We start from the raw sequence: 15,428 nt of genomic DNA on the forward strand, positions 1-15,428 counted from the left end.
TTTATTCTCCTTTTTACCAACCACCAGAAGCTGCTTTTAACACAACTGATAGTGGGTATACTGTGTTTTTATATAAGAAATACAACTCCGTGCTACCAAATAAAATACCAGGCCCGTCATCCTGTTTTTGATTACCAAATATCCCTGGATATGTCGTCCCATTATATTCTGTTGCACCAAAATAAAGGCCTTGATAAGCTCCGTTTGGAAACATCATGACATCTGAATGAAATTCCGTGTGGTCCCAAAAATGCCAACCAGGCAAATGTTTTGCACCACCTGCCAAAAGCTCGTTTTCCCAAGTTAGCAAAGGCATTCCTGTTGGTATATTCCAGCCATCGCTAACAGAGAACATGAAACCATCGCCTCCGTGTTTGGCAGCATCAGCAGGATGACCACCTTGGGTCTTCCAACCGTCAAGGTACATAATCAAATAGTCTTGATTGTCTCTACCCACAACCGTACCGTGCTTCAAACCACCAATATGTTCGGGGATTTTAGTAGTGTTATTATACACTGTCATATCAATTTGTCCTTCTGATATAACAGTGCTGCTTCGATGCGAGTTAGTATAAAATGATACGTTATTAGCATTGACAACTACCTGGTTACTATAAGCATCACTCCAATAACTCTTAATAAAATTCGTGATATTACCCGATAAGCTACTTACGTCTAAGTTGATGACATTAATTTTTGCAGCGTTGATAGTACCCGTCGTGATATTACTTGCGTTTAGATTTTTAAAATTACCTCCCTTAGCGTAAAAATCAGCTGTAACAGTCGTGTTACCCTGCAAAGTAATGTTCTTATTAATCAACGCCATATTATTGTTATCAGCTACGATACCACTAGTTATCTTACCTAGATTATCAGCCAATCCAATCGACCAATTGTCTTTGAACAATTGCAATACTGTCGATGAATTAGTGGCACTACCCGGCATATATGGCATAGCTTTATTTGTAAAACTAAGCATCGGCTTAGTGAGATAGGCTGTTACTTTTTCGCTTGCTACGAATGCAATCGTTAATGAAGTAGCCTTATCAGGAATATCAATACCTTCAATCTTTTTAATATTCCAACCGGTCCCTTTGTCTGACCAATCAGCTGTGATTGATTTACCAATGGTATTACCAGATGAGTCAACAAAACTCATTGATACTGTTTGTGTTCCAGCGCTTTCAGAAGTCCTTGCTTGCCAGCTTAGCGAAATAGTACCTCTAGCTCCTGGCGTACTGGCTAAAGCTACTTTTTGCGACAGTGATGCCATTGATGCATTATCACTCTGCGTATTGAAACCAACAGTTATTTTATTAGCCGTTTTATCAAAATATGAACGATAGGGCTTTTTACCGCCTAAAAAGTTGTCTACTGACCAACCTGATAAATCGGGATTAAAATCAGAATTCACTAACATGTTAGGTGTACCTACCCCTAGTAAAATACCGTCGGCCTTTTGGTCAAAGTAACTTTGATAACCTTTTTCAACCGATGTAACACGTTGATCAATTAAATTAGTCAATTGCGTACGAGTCGTATTGTCGCCGTTCTTACGGTCTTCAATTTCAGTTGTAACTTGACCAGCTGTTTGCGTTTGGGTGGACTGAATATCTGAAATATCGCCTTGCATATGGTTAACAGTCGTTTGCGTACCATTTGCAGTGGTAATAGCAGTAGTTGCATCTTTTTGAGCGGCGACTGCTTTACCGTCTGCTGTACTTGCAGCTGTTTTTGCTTGAACAGCGATACTTTGCCCATCGCTTGCTAAATTCCATGTTGCTGAAAGACCTTTGCTAGGGTCATCAACTAGTCCATGAATACCGTCAACGTCAAGTTCTAATGCAGTTACACGGGCATTGTTGTTGTAGTTACCTGGGACGTAATCTCCAATTGTATTGGCGAATACTAGCATAGGCTTATTGAGGTATGCCCTAGTGCCTTCACGAGCCTGAAAGTATAAATTAACGGTACTTGCATTATCCGGTACAGTAATATTTTCCCATTTAATTTCGTGCCAAGTGCCGTCAAGACTTGTGTCTGCCCAACTGCGATATACATCACTAATATCCGAATTATTTGAATCCCTGAATAATAATCGAACATTATCGTAATTATTATTTTGTAGCGTTCTAACTAACCACTTTAACGAAACTACCCTATCGGTACTACTACCAAGTATTACTGTTTGTATGAGTCGTATCGTAGAACCAGATCTTGCAGCAGTTGAGTTAAAACCTACTGTTATTGAACCAGCCCCGCCTCGTGCATACGAACGGTACGGGACTTTTGAACCATCAGTTGAATCAGTTATCCACCCTTGCAAATCAGGAGTAAACTCCGTATTCATCAACTGATTAACTTGACCTTGCGTATTAGCTTTCGCCTGCAACTCGGTAACGGTCTGCGATATGCTATTAATCGTTTGTTGCTGTACAGAGTATTTACCACTTAAATCGCCAGTCGTTTTATCAAAGTCAGTCTGGTTAACCTTGGAAGTAATCTGATTGTTTAGCGCATTGATACTTGCGGTATTCTCAGAAACTTTCTTATCGTTTGCTGTTTCATACTTAGTAACTTCGGTAGTCACAGCATCAGCTGTTGTTTTAACGTTTCCATACTTTGTTGTTAAATCACCAGTAACCGTATCGAAATTAGTCTGACTGACTTTAGTATCAATTGCTTTACTATTAGCAGTGATTGCCGCAGCCTGTGAACTAAATTTGCCATCAACTGTTGATTGATAATTCTTAATGCTTAGCGCAGCACTATCAGCAGTCAATGTAGCAGAACCAACTGCCTTATCTAATTGACCCGTCTTAGTATCATAAGTTGTTTGGTCAACTTTCGCTTTTAAACCATCAAGTGCTTGTGTTGCTGCTGTTTGTGCTGTCTTAATCTTACCGTCTGCATCAGATTTATTCTGTGAGATTGTGAGGTTAATAGAATCAGCCGTATCAGTAATTTGCTTCTTGACCACACCGTCGGCAGTTTTTGCCGCCTCAATCGCTTCTGACTTAGCCACTGAAATATCATCAGTCAAATCAGACTTAGCTGTTGTTAACGCAGAATTAGCGCTACTCAATGCACTAGCTGCTTGTGCTTTACCATATGCTGCTGCACTGTTAGCCATGCTATCTGCGTGCGTTGCTGCACTTGTTGCCATGCTAGTTGATTGCTTAAACATATCGGCACGTTCAGCAGCTGCACTGCTTAATGCAACATTAGCCTCCGACTGAAATGCTGCAGCTTCACTAGCTTGCTTCTCGTTCAACTCATCAGTGTGCTTATTAGCTGTTGCAATGGCTTCTTCCACACCTGCAGCAATCTGCTCGCCTGTGTCAGGGTCTAAGCGTTTTACCCACTTAAACGAGCCATCGGGCAATTTGGTGTAAATGTACATCGCTTTACCGTCGCCAGTTTGAACGAAAGCTAAATCACCTTCGTTTGCTGTTTTGGGTAAATTTTCTTCGCCGTCAATATTATCGTAGATTGTGTTTTTACTAGTCGAAGAAATAACTGCTTGAATTGCTGCATCTTTGGCAGTTTGTGCATTTTCGTAAGCACTCTGTACTTTTTGCGTTAATGCAGCATTAGCATCTTGATACTTCTTAGTAACGCCAACGTCGCCACAGGTAACAGTGTATGAAATGCGCGTGCCGTCTTCTGCAAATTCATCATCAACGCTAATAATACGTATCTTTTGCTTGAAGTCTAAATGCTCATCAACTGCAAGCAACCAATCACCAACATTAGCCATCTTATAGGGATAACCTGCAGCAGTTAGATCATATAGCGACAATTTAACCGATACAGCAAAACTGCTATCAACCTTATCCTTAACAGCCGATAGCAAGTTATCTTTCACTGTGTAACGTTCATCAACGATTGGTTCAGCATGTAGCTTACCAAAAGCCTTAGCTAACGGACTGGTGTACGTGACGTGCAAACGTGGACCCTTTTGATTCTCTTTATCATCGTAAGCACCAAAGCCTTCGCCATATGTAGCGAAATTGGCATTGTCATTTTCCAACGTCATATCTGACAAGTTAAAACCATGCCGTACAATGGTAGACAAATCACTACCAACGTTTTTGAAGATTGAAATAAGCGTGCCATTAATCTCAAATTCAGCACCCATTGAACTGATTGCATCATTGAATAAGCTTAGCTTATTTTTCATCCCCCAGTTTTCTTTTTCAAATGCTTTGGGGTCAAAATTCAAAGCGTAGGTGTAACCAGTGTCTTTAAAGATTTCATCTAAATAGAACCTAGCAACGTGACTATTTGAGTAACTGTTGTACAGCACACTCTTCGTCATGTCCCAAAAGAATTTGTGAATGGCATCAATCTCAACAGTGTTGTTGTTATCGTTGCGTTCAAAATAAGTCACCACATAAGGCTCGTTATCGAACTCCAACGACCAACCTTTGTCAATCTTGTTAAGTACATCATCCCCTTGTGTAATTGTTGCTGATAGTGACTTCTCGCCATTCAGCGCACTCTTGCGCTTAACAGAACCGACTGCAAGGAACACATCACCATTGATATTTTTAAATTTAATCATAAGTAAAGCTCCTTATAATTGTGTATTTCAATCGTGCCTTTTACTGAACACGTAACGCTGTTACCGTTGAATGGATCTAGCACAAAATATTCAGCGTTTGTATCGTCATTAACATTTAAGCTATTTTTCAAATTATAAACACCTCCTATCTTGAATGTATCTCCAACAGCGACAGGACCACGGTAAGTCCAGGTACGATTGCCGATTTTAAGGGTTAGATTAGTTGCTACTTCATCCGATTTGAATTGCACATAAAAAGGCACTTCAAGCTGAGATGCCTGTACGGTGCCTTGATACGCAATTTTATTAGTAATAGTGGCTGTCTTTGGCTTAGTCTCGCCAAACGGTAGTACAGCTGTAACAAAGTTAATGCTCAACTTGTACAGTTGCTTACCACCGATTAACCCTTGAAATTCTGGTTGGAAAGTATCTTCTAAAATTACATAGAAGCGCTTAGTACTTTCTGAACCACCAGATTGACCTATCTTATCCCCCTTAGTTTGACCAGGTCGCTCAAAGCTGTACATCTCATCATCTGAATAGATAGGTGTAATATAAAACGGATTCGTGCTATTAAACAACTGGTATAACTGATTACGCTTTGTTTCATAATCAGATTGACTAGTTGCCGTTAAGTATCCTGTGTACGTTAGTTTCTTTTCGTCGTAATCACTACCAAAGCTTAACTTGCCGTTACGTCCTTTAAACGATAGCGTGTTTGGTGTCAAACTAGGCATACTCTCATCAATGTCAGTTGTAAGAATATTCTTACTACTTAATTTGATGTTCAGACTGCCGTTATTAACTAATAAGTCCATTACATACCTCCATTCATGAATTGTGTCATTGATTGACGTCTTGCATTTTTGCTGTTAACTGTTGTGGTAATCTTATCGCCTACAATTTCGTTATAAACTTCAAATACAGGTGATTGTGCTGCTTGTTCTTTAACGTCATCATCTAACGTTTCCAAACTGCCGTTAATCCTACCTGCAACTGCTGAACTACTTGCAGTTAGTCGTGCGTTCGCTTCGTACTTTTGATTATCAAATTGATCCGCAATTGCACTGGCATATCCAACGACATCACGTTGTACTGTTGCAAAGTTAGCGTTCAATGACTTGCCAAAGCCACCCATGATAGCTTTACCAGCTGGAATAAGCAAGCGACGGTCGTAACTAATCGGTCCTTTGTGCTTCTTAATCCATGAACCGATACCACCAACGAAACTTTTTACTCTACCCCATGCAGCTTGTAGTCCGCCCATGAAACTGTTCATAATTGCTCGACCGGCTGCGCCTAAGTTGATATTGGCTAGTGAATGGAATGCTGATTTAATACCCGATACAACGCTACTTGCTGCCGACTTCATAGCATTCCATGCGCTAGTTGCTGCTGACCGCATAGCATTAACAGCTGATGAAACAACAGACTTCGCAGCATTGATACCACTTGAAATAACTGATTTAATCGCATTCCAAGTAGAACTTGTTACTGACTTAATAGCGTTCCAAACGCTAGTTACAACTGATTTAACGGCATTAACGACACTTGAGACAACTGATTTAATGCCGTTCCAGACCGAACTGGTTAAACTTTTAATACTATTCCACGTTGAGCTAGTAACGCTCTTAATGGCGTTCCATACTGACGAAACAACAGATTTAACTGATTTAACAACTGATGAAATAGCTGATTTAATACCATTCCAAACTGAACTTGTAACTGATTTAATTGTGTTCCAAACTGAACTTGTTATGCTTTTAATGCCATTCCATACCGAAGTGACGATTGGTTTAACCGCATTGACAGCCGTTGTTATTGCTGTTTTAATGGCATTCCATACAGTAGTCGCGACCGAAACAATACTGTTCCAAATCGTCGATAAAAAAGTAGATATGCCAGTCCAAACAGAAGTAATAACACTTGTAACACCAGTCCAAATGGTGCCGAAAAATGTCACAAGCCCAGTCCAAATTGTTGTAGCAACTGTTTTAATAACATTCCATATGCTTGTTAAGAATGTTTGAATGCCATTCCATGCAGTTGTTGCGCCTGTTACAATACCAGTCCACAAAGTTGAAAAGAACGTGGCAAGCCCAGTCCAAATACTTACTGCAAGTGCTTTAGTAGCTTGCCATGCCGTACTTAAAAATGTGGTGAACGTTTGCCAAACCTGCTGTCCCATTTTGGTTTGCGTAAAGAAATAAACTAATGCAGCAACGACACCAGCAATAGCAGCAATAACCAACACGAATGGGTTAATCGACATTACTGCATTGAACGCCACCTGCACAGCTGTTGCAATTTTCATGATTGCATTGTATGCACCAATCACTCCTACTATTGCCCCTATGCCAACGGCTAGGGCTGAAATAACGCCAGTTTTAGCATTCAATTGACCTAACCATGTAACAGCGTTTCCCAATGCTGAAGCAAATGGCACCAATGCGTTTGCAGCACCTTCTAAAGCTGTTCCAATTCCAGCTATAAAGCCCGAAATGTTGGCAGAACCGAAAGCATCTAACACGTTACCAACACCACGAACGATTGCCGTTTTCATGTTGGTAAATCCTGTACCAATACCCGCAGCACTGTCTTTAGCAATCTTAGATAATGACTTCATACCGCCACCACCTTTGGCATCTAAGTTGATTAACCCTTGTTGGAAATCTTCAACGGATATTGAACCGTCAGACAAGCCACTCTTTAAGTCGCCCATGCTAATGCCCATTTGCTTAGATAACCCCTTTAAAGCTGGACCCATTCCATCATTAATCATGGAGTTCCAAGTTTGTGCATCAATCTTTCCATTCGCAAACGCTTGTGACAATTGAACTGTTGCTTCTTGTGCCTGATTAGCTGTCCCACCAAAACCAAGTACAGCATCATTAACACCTGACCAAACTTTTTGTGCCAACTTAACATCACCAGTTGAAGCAGCAAATAGCTGTACGCCACTAACAGCATCATTCAATGGTGTTGGTAGCCCTTGAATAGACTTTTGCAGTCCCTGCATTGCACTATTAACATCAGCTGTTTTAAAGCCCATGTTGTTAAATGTTCTAGTTGAGTTATTTAATGTATCAACACGACTGACAGCGCTTTTAATAATGTCACCACTGGCTACTAAAGCACCAAACTTAGCTGCCATTCCAACGACAGAACTACCCGTTGCTTTACCACCGTTTTGCATATTCCGATAATCTTTCATTACAGACTGTCCGAACTTGCCACCAGCTGATTGAGCAACTGAATAAGCTCTCGGGAAACGGCTAGCAATAAAGCTAGATACTGCACCAGTAGCATTAGATAACTTTGATGTTGTACCTGCTGCACTACCCATTGCAGATTTAGATGAACTAGCAACTCTACTCATCGCGCTAGTATAACCAGATATGTCAGCGCTAATGCGTGCAATAACTGAACCTACATTTGCCATATATTAACTCCTTTCTCCGAATGCATCAGCGAGCTTGCCATATAGTTCAACACGCTTTTCATTAACGGTTTGTTTGTTTTTGGGGTTATTGTCTGCGTAGGCTTCTTCAAGTAGCCGTTCTTCCTTTGCCCTATCGAATACCTTTTTGAATTTAGGTTTCTTAGCATTTGAGAAGTAAGCGATACTATTCGCTAACACTGCTAAACGTTCTCGTTCGTCAATGTAGCCTGCTTGAATGCCTTTCAACACAGAATCTAATTCCCACTTGTATAAAGAAAGCGCCCAATCAATATCATAGATACCAAAACGAGCGCAGGTTTCAATTAAAGATTTTCGTTCAATGACTTCAACATAGCCTTGATGATTGGTAGGTTGTCGGCTACCGTTTCGTCCGTCTTGGCTTTCTCTTCCATCACTGGTAAGTTGTCCTCGATTTTGTTCTTGTAAGACGTGATTGTTTTCATGAAAAAACCGCTTTGCTTCAACTCATCTTTCAACTCTGTTAAAACTTCATCAATCTTTTCACCACCATCTGTGATTTCATCAACCGCTTCAAACAACTTATCTTCATTGGCAGTTTTACCAAAGTTACCAGCCACCTTGATAATGTCCGGAATAACCGTGACATCATTATCAATCAAACGTAAGAATAACATCACTGCACCATTTCCTTGGTTAACGCCATTCTCAACAGAACTAAATTCACTATTTGCCTTAAATAGCGCCTTAAAATTGAACTTTAATTCACTCATCTTGCCATTAATCGTTACTTGCATTGCTAAACTCCTTTATGTATGCGGGCAAAAGCCCTGTTATTCAACGTTAATTTGCGCCGTGTGGGCGTCTGTTGTTATTGATTTGATACTCGGTTTATTTACTCGCTCCAGGTTCACCAGTAGTTTCACCAGGACGCTCAAACTTAGCTACTTCTTCAAGTGTTGCTAGTTGTTCATCAGTCAATGGGAATGTACCATCTACTAACTTACCCGTAATGTTCAAAGTGTAGTTTGCTTCAACCAAATCATCTCCATCAGACATATCTAACTCATCAACTGTTCCATAACCAAATTCAGCCGGGAAGACTTGATGTGTGTCTTCGCTGTCTTGCTCTTCCGTTGCGTAGCGCTTATCAGCAACCACACGCCAAACCTTAACTGACTTACCGTTGTGCTTAGCGTCCTTGATGATATCTACTGATTTGTCACCTGGGGCAACATAAGTTGTCAATTCGATTGAGTCTTCATTTGTTGATGGCATAACAATACGCCCAAACTTTGTTTGCTCGTCAATTGAGTCACCGCCATAATCGGTCTCTCCTTCTGTTTGCCATGCTGGTAAGATTGCCTTACTACCAACTTGCGCATCAATTGATTGAATGAAGTACCAAATACTCTTTGCTAATGTTGGCTTAGCTGTTACTGTTTCAACACCGTTATCTACATATGCCATATTATTTCTCTCCTATAAATATGCGGACACTAAAAAAATCACATGGAATACATCTCTGCCTACCGAATCGTCGGTAATGGTGTTTGATGTTACTCGTGTGATTTGTTGTGTACTGTTATAAATTAGTCTTTTTATTTCATAGATTGCATCTTCTAGCTCTGCTCGATTGTCGATAGCATAGAATAAATCAATCTGTAATTCTGTTGTTGTGACCTTGCCAATTTTCCCTGACTGGCTATCATCTTCAAAATGTGTGCCAATTACGATAAAAGGCTCAGGTACTGTATCGTCTGGTAATCTCGATTTAATTGGAATACCAGTGATTTTTAAGCTGTCTCTAATTGTTGTAATTAGGCTCATCATTGGGCTCATAGCAACCCTTTCTTTATTAAGTTGTCTAGCTTCTTATAAATGAACGGTTGTTCCTGATTAAGCGCAGGTCTCATATAAGGATGTGCTGCCATTTTCCGTGTACCAAATTCGTTGTAAATTGAATATTCAGCTAACGATGTAACGTCAGCACTTAGCTCACCCGTCTTTTCTGCTGTGATATGTTGTTTCAAATAACCAGTATCAACTGGTGCATTTGCTTTAGCACGTTTTTCAACACGTAATGCTGTATTTTGAATGATATTGCTAGCTTCTGATCTAACGTTTGCAGGTTGTTTTTCGATACGCTTTAACAAATCATCTAAACCGTCAAATTTAATTACAACGCCTTTTCCCATATTCACACCGCCTGAACTATGACAACTGTATTCTTACGTGCCTGTAAAACAGCCTGTGGCTTGCGCTTAACGTCATCAATCAAGACATAATCTACTTGTGACAACTTGGTCTTAAAGTGCACAGCAAGCGCATTAGACGTGTATTTGCCGAACACATTCATATTCATTTGCGTTGACACACCAGTAATGCGACATGCTAGCCAATCAGAAGTTGTGGATGTCGTATCACCCCACTCATCATCTTCAGTTGTTGTAACGATTTTAACGCGATCATTGTATCTCATTAGTAAAACCTCGTTATACCATTGCCACCAATCTTTTTGCGGTGCTTATCCAAATAGATAATGTACTCGGCTAGGTCATCAGTGTCCCACGTTGCCGTTACGTCACTTTCAGTTGATGATTTCTTGCCTTCGTCTCCAATACGATTGTAACGGCGCACAACAAGCTCTCTGACTATCCATGACAAATCATCTGGCACACCCTTTAAGATGCCACCGTCTTGGTTCATATAGCTGATTAAGCGTGCTTCTGTTTCTTCCTTAATCAATTTCAACAACTCATCTTGCTTGTTATCATCAATTAGCAACAACAACTTAATTTTCATTAAATCATCCATATGCATCTCCTAATGGGCTTTTCACCCCATTCGAACAGATCTAAGCTGTCGTCTATGCTGGATCGGTAATTGTAACCGTAACCTTTGCAGTCTTACCACCGTCGTGTGTCTTAACTGTAATATCAACTGTTCCAGCTTTAACTGCGGTAATCTTACCGTTGTTATCAACTGTAGCAATCGCCGTATCAGCTGAACTGAACGTATACGCCTTATCAGTTGCATCAGCTGGAGCAACAGTCGCTTTAATAGTAGCTGTGGCACCAGTTTCAAGTGCTAATGTACTTTTATCTAGTGATACACCAGTAGTAGCCTGTGCCGCTGTTTTAAATGACAATGCTGTCTTATCAGGTCTACCTTCAAAAGCTAACGCATATTTATCGTATTGCGTATTGGGTGTTAAACCAGCAATCTGAATTGGAGATGTAACACCAGTTTGTTCAACCTTACCGTCTTTGTATAAATCAAATGTTTGAGCCATGTTACCTCCTTTCTACTTTAAATTGATAGTTGCCGTAGTGGCAGTCGTGTCAATACTGTCAACCTCTGGCACGACTACCCCTTTAAAGACACTGACACGCCGTCTTTTTGTTGTTCCTTGATAAACAAGTCGTGATACAAACGGTTTTGGTATAGGTAGCCATCACCTTGAGTGTGTTGTCCTGGCGCAAATAAGAAGATTGCATTCTCCTTGACAACAGGAATAACAGCTTGCTTAGCAACTAGGATGAAATTGATATCCGCTGCAGCTTTTGCAGGTACATAGCCATCGGCAAAGTCATATGCTGACTTGAAACGTGTGTCATCCCAAACTTCTACTAGTTGCACACCATCAATGGATGTCACACGAGATTCTAATGCAGTTTGTCCCACATTTTGATTAGTAATTGAACGTGTGAATTCCTTTGAACGCTCCAAAAAGTCCATTACTTCTGATGATACGAAACCAATGATATTTTGTGCACCAAACTTACGTACTGGTAGCAACGCAGCCTTTAATTGCGTGTAAACATTATCAACCGTCAATGTTTCAGTAGTTGAGTGTCCCGCTCCTTTTGCCAATGTTGAGAAACGGTATGCATCAATTTCGGGTTGTACATGATCTTGAATAAACACCTTTGAGATGTTACCAACTGCCAAATCTTGGTTAGTTTCATCAACATCTTGTGTATCTACATAGAACTCAATGTCACGGTCTTGCCCCATGGTGTAGACTTTCTTTTCATTCTCTGCTGATCCAGCATTAAATCCCTTATTACGAGTATGTGGCTTCAATCCTGATGTTGATAGTGTCGTCAATGTAAATGAACGTCCACCATTAACCAATTGCACATCAGGCACTCCCAATGCAGCTGTCAATAGCCCTTGATTAATCTTTTGGTCAAACAGACCATTATCTTTTGTAATGTAATTAATTGTCATAACTTATATGTCTCCTTTTTATAGTCCTAAGGCATCTTTCAATGAGTTTCCTTCTGCAGTCTTTCCTGATTTTGGCGTATTGCCTCTCATTTTTTCAGTTACACTTGCTTCCACTGCTTTGTCGAATTGTGATTTCAAAGCAGCTATATTCTCGCTTACCTTTTCAGCATCATCAGACATCACCATATCAACAAAATCAGTTGGCAATGTATTTTCTTCAAGTTGATGTTGGGCTTCATAGCGCATTTCACGTTGGTTAAGCTCTTGCTCACGCTTATCCATTGCTTCTTGCTTAGCTTTATCTTCGGCTTCCTTGCGTTCTGCTGCGGATAACTTTGCTAACTTTTCAGCCTGATTAACAGCATTTTGCTTTTCTTCTTCCCACTTTTGCTTAGCAGTTTCCAAAGCCTTAGCCGTGCGTTTGTCGATTAAAGAGTCCAGTTCACTTTGAGTGAATGTTTGTTCTTTTTGCTCGGTTTCAGTCGTTGCCTGTTCTTGATCTGTGGTTTGTTCTGTTTCTGTGGTTTCTGCCATAATAATCACTCCTTGTTTAGTCCATACACGCTTATTGCCAATTAACGCCCCATGCACGTTTCCCCACACACGACACGACAACAGCCCATATACGCTTTGTTATTTGAATAGTTTATTGACGTGTTCAGGTCAAAATAAAAGCACCGACAACTTAATGTCAGTGCTTAATCTGCTAAATCATCTACCATATCTGGATCTAAATACTTGTTGTACTTCGTTAAGTCATTAGTTGATGGTACGATCGTGCTTCGACAATTAGGGTGCATTGCTGGTGCGTTCGTTCCTGGTTGGAAGTCTTTAAGTTTAAACGTCTCGCCATTCATTTCACGACAAATAGTAGATGTTCGCCTATCCAACACTGCCATAAACTCATATTCTTCAACACCCATTTCTTCATAGCGTTTAGCTGTTGTTGAATTAGCAACATAGGTGCTTTCAGTTCGAACTAAGCGTTCTGTGTTGGCTCTTGTGCTATCAAATATCTTTCGCAATCGTCTAGCCGTAACAACTGGATTATTGCCATTGATTGCTGCCTTAACTAACTCATCTTTCAATTTATTAGCCAACGCATCATTATTACGCCAAATCCTTGATGAGTAGTTAGCACCGCTCCATTCCATATTAAGAATGTTTTCAATTTCACGATTATTTAGCGTTTTAATAGCGTTACCCGCAACTAATGCCCCATATACATAAGCACTCTCACTCTTCAAATAATCAGTGAATGACCCGACTTGTTCGTTGCTAGCTTGCAACATGCGAAACTCAATCTCTAACTTCAACAATTCCAATCGACTAATTTTTGATGACATATATTGCGCATTCAGCCGTCTAAGCAATTCCGGGTTCTTCTTATTCGCTTTGCGATAAGCATTAGCCCGCTTAACATAATCACTCATATCAACGTCTCTGACACGTTTCATAGCTTCTTGATAACTTAACTTGTTGTCTTTAGCATATGTGTCGTAGAAGTCGTATATCTTCTTATCAATATCTTTGGCCGCTTGCTTATATTCACCTAACACAGCGTTAGTTAATTCAGGGTCATCTTTATCCAATTGCGCCATGATTTTTTGTGTGCGTTTAGTCCAATAATCATTGTTCTTCATCCACATCACCATCGTCAGACTTTAAATCAGGATAAGCATCTTGCTGTTCTGCAAATTCATCTGCTGCTTTCGCCTTTTCATCTGCCAAGCGTTGCATTTCAGTCTCTGCATCAATGCCTGTAAACGTCTCCAACAAATTAAACAACGTCTCATCACTAATAATGCCATACAACTCTTTAAGCTGTGAGATACGCTCTTCGTCGTTCTGGGGAACATTTGGTGTGAATTGCACTTGCACATCGTTAATGCGGTTGTACAAGCCTTCTTGCTTGCCAATCGTGGCAACGCTATTCTTAATACTCCAAACATTACCTAATAAACGCAACCTGCGCATGATACCACGCGTTAACAAGCGTTCCTTAGTCTTACGTAGATTATCGTTACCCATTAGCTTATATTTCATGGACTCACCTGATTGTGTACCAGCGAAGTTTTGGTCATTCGTATCTGGTGTGAATGTGAACCGTAAAATGTCATCAACTAAACGCTTCTTATACGCCTCTGCACCAGTCGTATCATATGACTTAGTCAAATAATAAGCGTCAGGGTTAACACCATCAGGGTCGCTATTATTATCCAATACCAACAAGCGTGCCTTTAACATTTTATTCATGACATCGCTTGATGAATTGTCATTTGTAATTGGGTTATCATATTGATCTAACTTAACTTCGCCATTTTCATCCGTGACATATTCAGGTTCTGCAGTTCCAGTGGCTGGGTTACCTTTAATGACCAAATAAGCATCGTTCATATCCTGTTGGAAATTAGCTAACTCCGATTGTGACAAATCATAGGCATCAATGCCGTCTAATACACTCTCGAAGTCGCCTAAGCGTTCTTCGTTGTTTTTGTATTCATTAATCGGCACGCCATTAAACATATGTTCAGCAACATTAACTAACTTCATGCTGTCATATGAATTGTTTTCAGTTTTGAAGTAGCAAACATTGCTAGTCGTGTAAACTTCAACAAAACTATTTGTTTCTGTATCGCTGTACTTAATTTGGTAAAATCTAACACCAAACAATGAGTTTTCAGCAATCGTGTCATCGTAAACAACAAAGGTTTGTTCTGGTGCTAACTTAGTAATACGTTCCTGTGCATCACTATCTGTATAAACCAGTTCATAAGCTCGGCCATAGATGCTTAAATCGGTTTCAATCAAACCATCGTGATAATCAGCACCGTTTTGTTTTGAAAAATCTTCAATCTTTTCTAGCAGTTTATCGTCACTGTTGTACTGAATGGGATTACCCAACATATAACCTTGCATGAACACTGTGATGTATTTTGCCCAATCACTAGCAATACGATTATCAGCTCTATTTTTATCTCTGCCAGTGTCACGCTGTTTGATGTTGTTATCCGCTAAATAGTAGCGTTTAAGCTCTTGCAAACGTGGCAACTGATTGCGCAGAAACGTATTAATAAAATCATGCAAACGTGCTGTAAAACGTTCTCCGCTTAAATCATTAATACTTTCGAATTCATCAGCTGACATCTTAAATACGTCATTTGCGTATTGGTTAAATCTTGTGCTTTGTAAGAAATCAGTCAT

15 protein-coding genes are annotated in these 15,428 nt (G+C 40.1%); all 15 read right to left on the bottom strand.

All coding sequences use genetic code 11. The annotated features are described in order from the left end of the window. Positions 1–13 precede the first annotated feature (13 nt). A complete protein-coding gene (locus FFM55_RS06385; RefSeq protein ID WP_240006010.1) occupies positions 14–4,567 on the bottom strand; it encodes a phage tail protein in 4,554 nt (1,517 codons plus the stop codon). Further along, entirely contained in the window at positions 4,564–5,385 is an 822-nt protein-coding gene (locus FFM55_RS06390; protein ID WP_137600720.1) for a phage tail domain-containing protein, read from the bottom strand. Before FFM55_RS06390 ends, FFM55_RS06385 begins: the two co-directional genes overlap by 4 nt. Further along, positions 5,385–8,009, bottom strand: a complete 2,625-nt coding sequence (locus tag FFM55_RS06395) for a phage tail protein (protein WP_137600721.1) — start codon at positions 8,007–8,009, stop codon at positions 5,385–5,387. Before FFM55_RS06395 ends, FFM55_RS06390 begins: the two co-directional genes overlap by 1 nt. Positions 8,010–8,012: 3 nt before the next feature. Next, entirely contained in the window at positions 8,013–8,258 is a 246-nt protein-coding gene (locus FFM55_RS06400) for a hypothetical protein (RefSeq protein WP_137600722.1), read from the bottom strand. A 74-nt stretch (positions 8,259–8,332) separates the two neighbouring features. Further along, positions 8,333–8,785: a tail assembly chaperone gene (locus tag FFM55_RS06405; RefSeq protein WP_137600723.1), complete on the bottom strand. Its 453-nt coding sequence runs from the start codon at positions 8,783–8,785 to the stop codon at positions 8,333–8,335. A gap of 94 nt (positions 8,786–8,879) precedes the next feature. Next, complete coding sequence (locus FFM55_RS06410; protein WP_137600724.1) at positions 8,880–9,458, bottom strand: phage major tail protein, TP901-1 family; 579 nt, start codon at positions 9,456–9,458, stop codon at positions 8,880–8,882. A 12-nt stretch (positions 9,459–9,470) separates the two neighbouring features. Next, positions 9,471–9,821, bottom strand: a complete 351-nt coding sequence (locus FFM55_RS06415; RefSeq protein ID WP_240006011.1) for a hypothetical protein — start codon at positions 9,819–9,821, stop codon at positions 9,471–9,473. Positions 9,822–9,826: 5 nt separating this feature from the next. Continuing rightward, complete coding sequence (locus FFM55_RS06420; RefSeq protein WP_137600726.1) at positions 9,827–10,186, bottom strand: HK97-gp10 family putative phage morphogenesis protein; 360 nt, start codon at positions 10,184–10,186, stop codon at positions 9,827–9,829. A 2-nt stretch (positions 10,187–10,188) separates the two neighbouring features. Then, entirely contained in the window at positions 10,189–10,470 is a 282-nt protein-coding gene (locus tag FFM55_RS06425) for a hypothetical protein (RefSeq protein ID WP_137600727.1), read from the bottom strand. Beyond that, on the bottom strand, positions 10,470–10,805 hold the full coding sequence (locus FFM55_RS06430) for a phage head-tail connector protein (protein ID WP_240006012.1): 336 nt from the start codon (positions 10,803–10,805) through the stop codon (positions 10,470–10,472). Before FFM55_RS06430 ends, FFM55_RS06425 begins: the two co-directional genes overlap by 1 nt. Before the next feature lie 52 nt (positions 10,806–10,857). Then, positions 10,858–11,283 (bottom strand): Ig-like domain-containing protein, encoded by a 426-nt coding sequence (locus tag FFM55_RS06435; RefSeq protein ID WP_137600729.1) that lies wholly within the window; start codon positions 11,281–11,283, stop codon positions 10,858–10,860. Positions 11,284–11,357: 74 nt separating this feature from the next. Further along, positions 11,358–12,224 (bottom strand): hypothetical protein, encoded by an 867-nt coding sequence (locus tag FFM55_RS06440; protein WP_137600730.1) that lies wholly within the window; start codon positions 12,222–12,224, stop codon positions 11,358–11,360. Between the two features lie 18 nt (positions 12,225–12,242). Then, positions 12,243–12,758, bottom strand: a complete 516-nt coding sequence (locus FFM55_RS06445; protein WP_137600731.1) for a DUF4355 domain-containing protein — start codon at positions 12,756–12,758, stop codon at positions 12,243–12,245. A gap of 164 nt (positions 12,759–12,922) precedes the next feature. Next, complete coding sequence (locus tag FFM55_RS06450) at positions 12,923–13,867, bottom strand: minor capsid protein (RefSeq protein WP_170999665.1); 945 nt, start codon at positions 13,865–13,867, stop codon at positions 12,923–12,925. Continuing rightward, entirely contained in the window at positions 13,854–15,428 is a 1,575-nt protein-coding gene (locus FFM55_RS06455) for a phage portal protein (protein ID WP_137600733.1), read from the bottom strand. Before FFM55_RS06455 ends, FFM55_RS06450 begins: the two co-directional genes overlap by 14 nt.

This window comes from Weissella sagaensis, assembly GCF_005405285.1.
Taxonomy (GTDB): domain Bacteria; phylum Bacillota; class Bacilli; order Lactobacillales; family Lactobacillaceae; genus Weissella; species Weissella sagaensis.

What these genes read in the sequence shown, in the direction of transcription:
- FFM55_RS06385 (WP_240006010.1), bottom strand. Translation starts at nt 4,567, where the DNA reads ATGATTAAATTTAAAAATATCAATGGTGATGTGTTCCTTGCAGTCGGT.
- FFM55_RS06390 (WP_137600720.1), bottom strand. Translation starts at nt 5,385, where the DNA reads ATGGACTTATTAGTTAATAACGGCAGTCTGAACATCAAATTAAGTAGT.
- FFM55_RS06395 (WP_137600721.1), bottom strand. Translation starts at nt 8,009, where the DNA reads ATGGCAAATGTAGGTTCAGTTATTGCACGCATTAGCGCTGACATATCT.
- FFM55_RS06405 (WP_137600723.1), bottom strand. Translation starts at nt 8,785, where the DNA reads ATGCAAGTAACGATTAATGGCAAGATGAGTGAATTAAAGTTCAATTTT.
- FFM55_RS06410 (WP_137600724.1), bottom strand. Translation starts at nt 9,458, where the DNA reads ATGGCATATGTAGATAACGGTGTTGAAACAGTAACAGCTAAGCCAACA.
- FFM55_RS06415 (WP_240006011.1), bottom strand. Translation starts at nt 9,821, where the DNA reads ATGATGAGCCTAATTACAACAATTAGAGACAGCTTAAAAATCACTGGT.
- FFM55_RS06420 (WP_137600726.1), bottom strand. Translation starts at nt 10,186, where the DNA reads ATGGGAAAAGGCGTTGTAATTAAATTTGACGGTTTAGATGATTTGTTA.
- FFM55_RS06425 (WP_137600727.1), bottom strand. Translation starts at nt 10,470, where the DNA reads ATGAGATACAATGATCGCGTTAAAATCGTTACAACAACTGAAGATGAT.
- FFM55_RS06430 (WP_240006012.1), bottom strand. Translation starts at nt 10,805, where the DNA reads ATGGATGATTTAATGAAAATTAAGTTGTTGTTGCTAATTGATGATAAC.
- FFM55_RS06435 (WP_137600729.1), bottom strand. Translation starts at nt 11,283, where the DNA reads ATGGCTCAAACATTTGATTTATACAAAGACGGTAAGGTTGAACAAACT.
- FFM55_RS06440 (WP_137600730.1), bottom strand. Translation starts at nt 12,224, where the DNA reads ATGACAATTAATTACATTACAAAAGATAATGGTCTGTTTGACCAAAAG.
- FFM55_RS06445 (WP_137600731.1), bottom strand. Translation starts at nt 12,758, where the DNA reads ATGGCAGAAACCACAGAAACAGAACAAACCACAGATCAAGAACAGGCA.
- FFM55_RS06450 (WP_170999665.1), bottom strand. Translation starts at nt 13,867, where the DNA reads ATGAAGAACAATGATTATTGGACTAAACGCACACAAAAAATCATGGCG.
- FFM55_RS06455 (WP_137600733.1), bottom strand. Translation starts at nt 15,428, where the DNA reads ATGACTGATTTCTTACAAAGCACAAGATTTAACCAATACGCAAATGAC.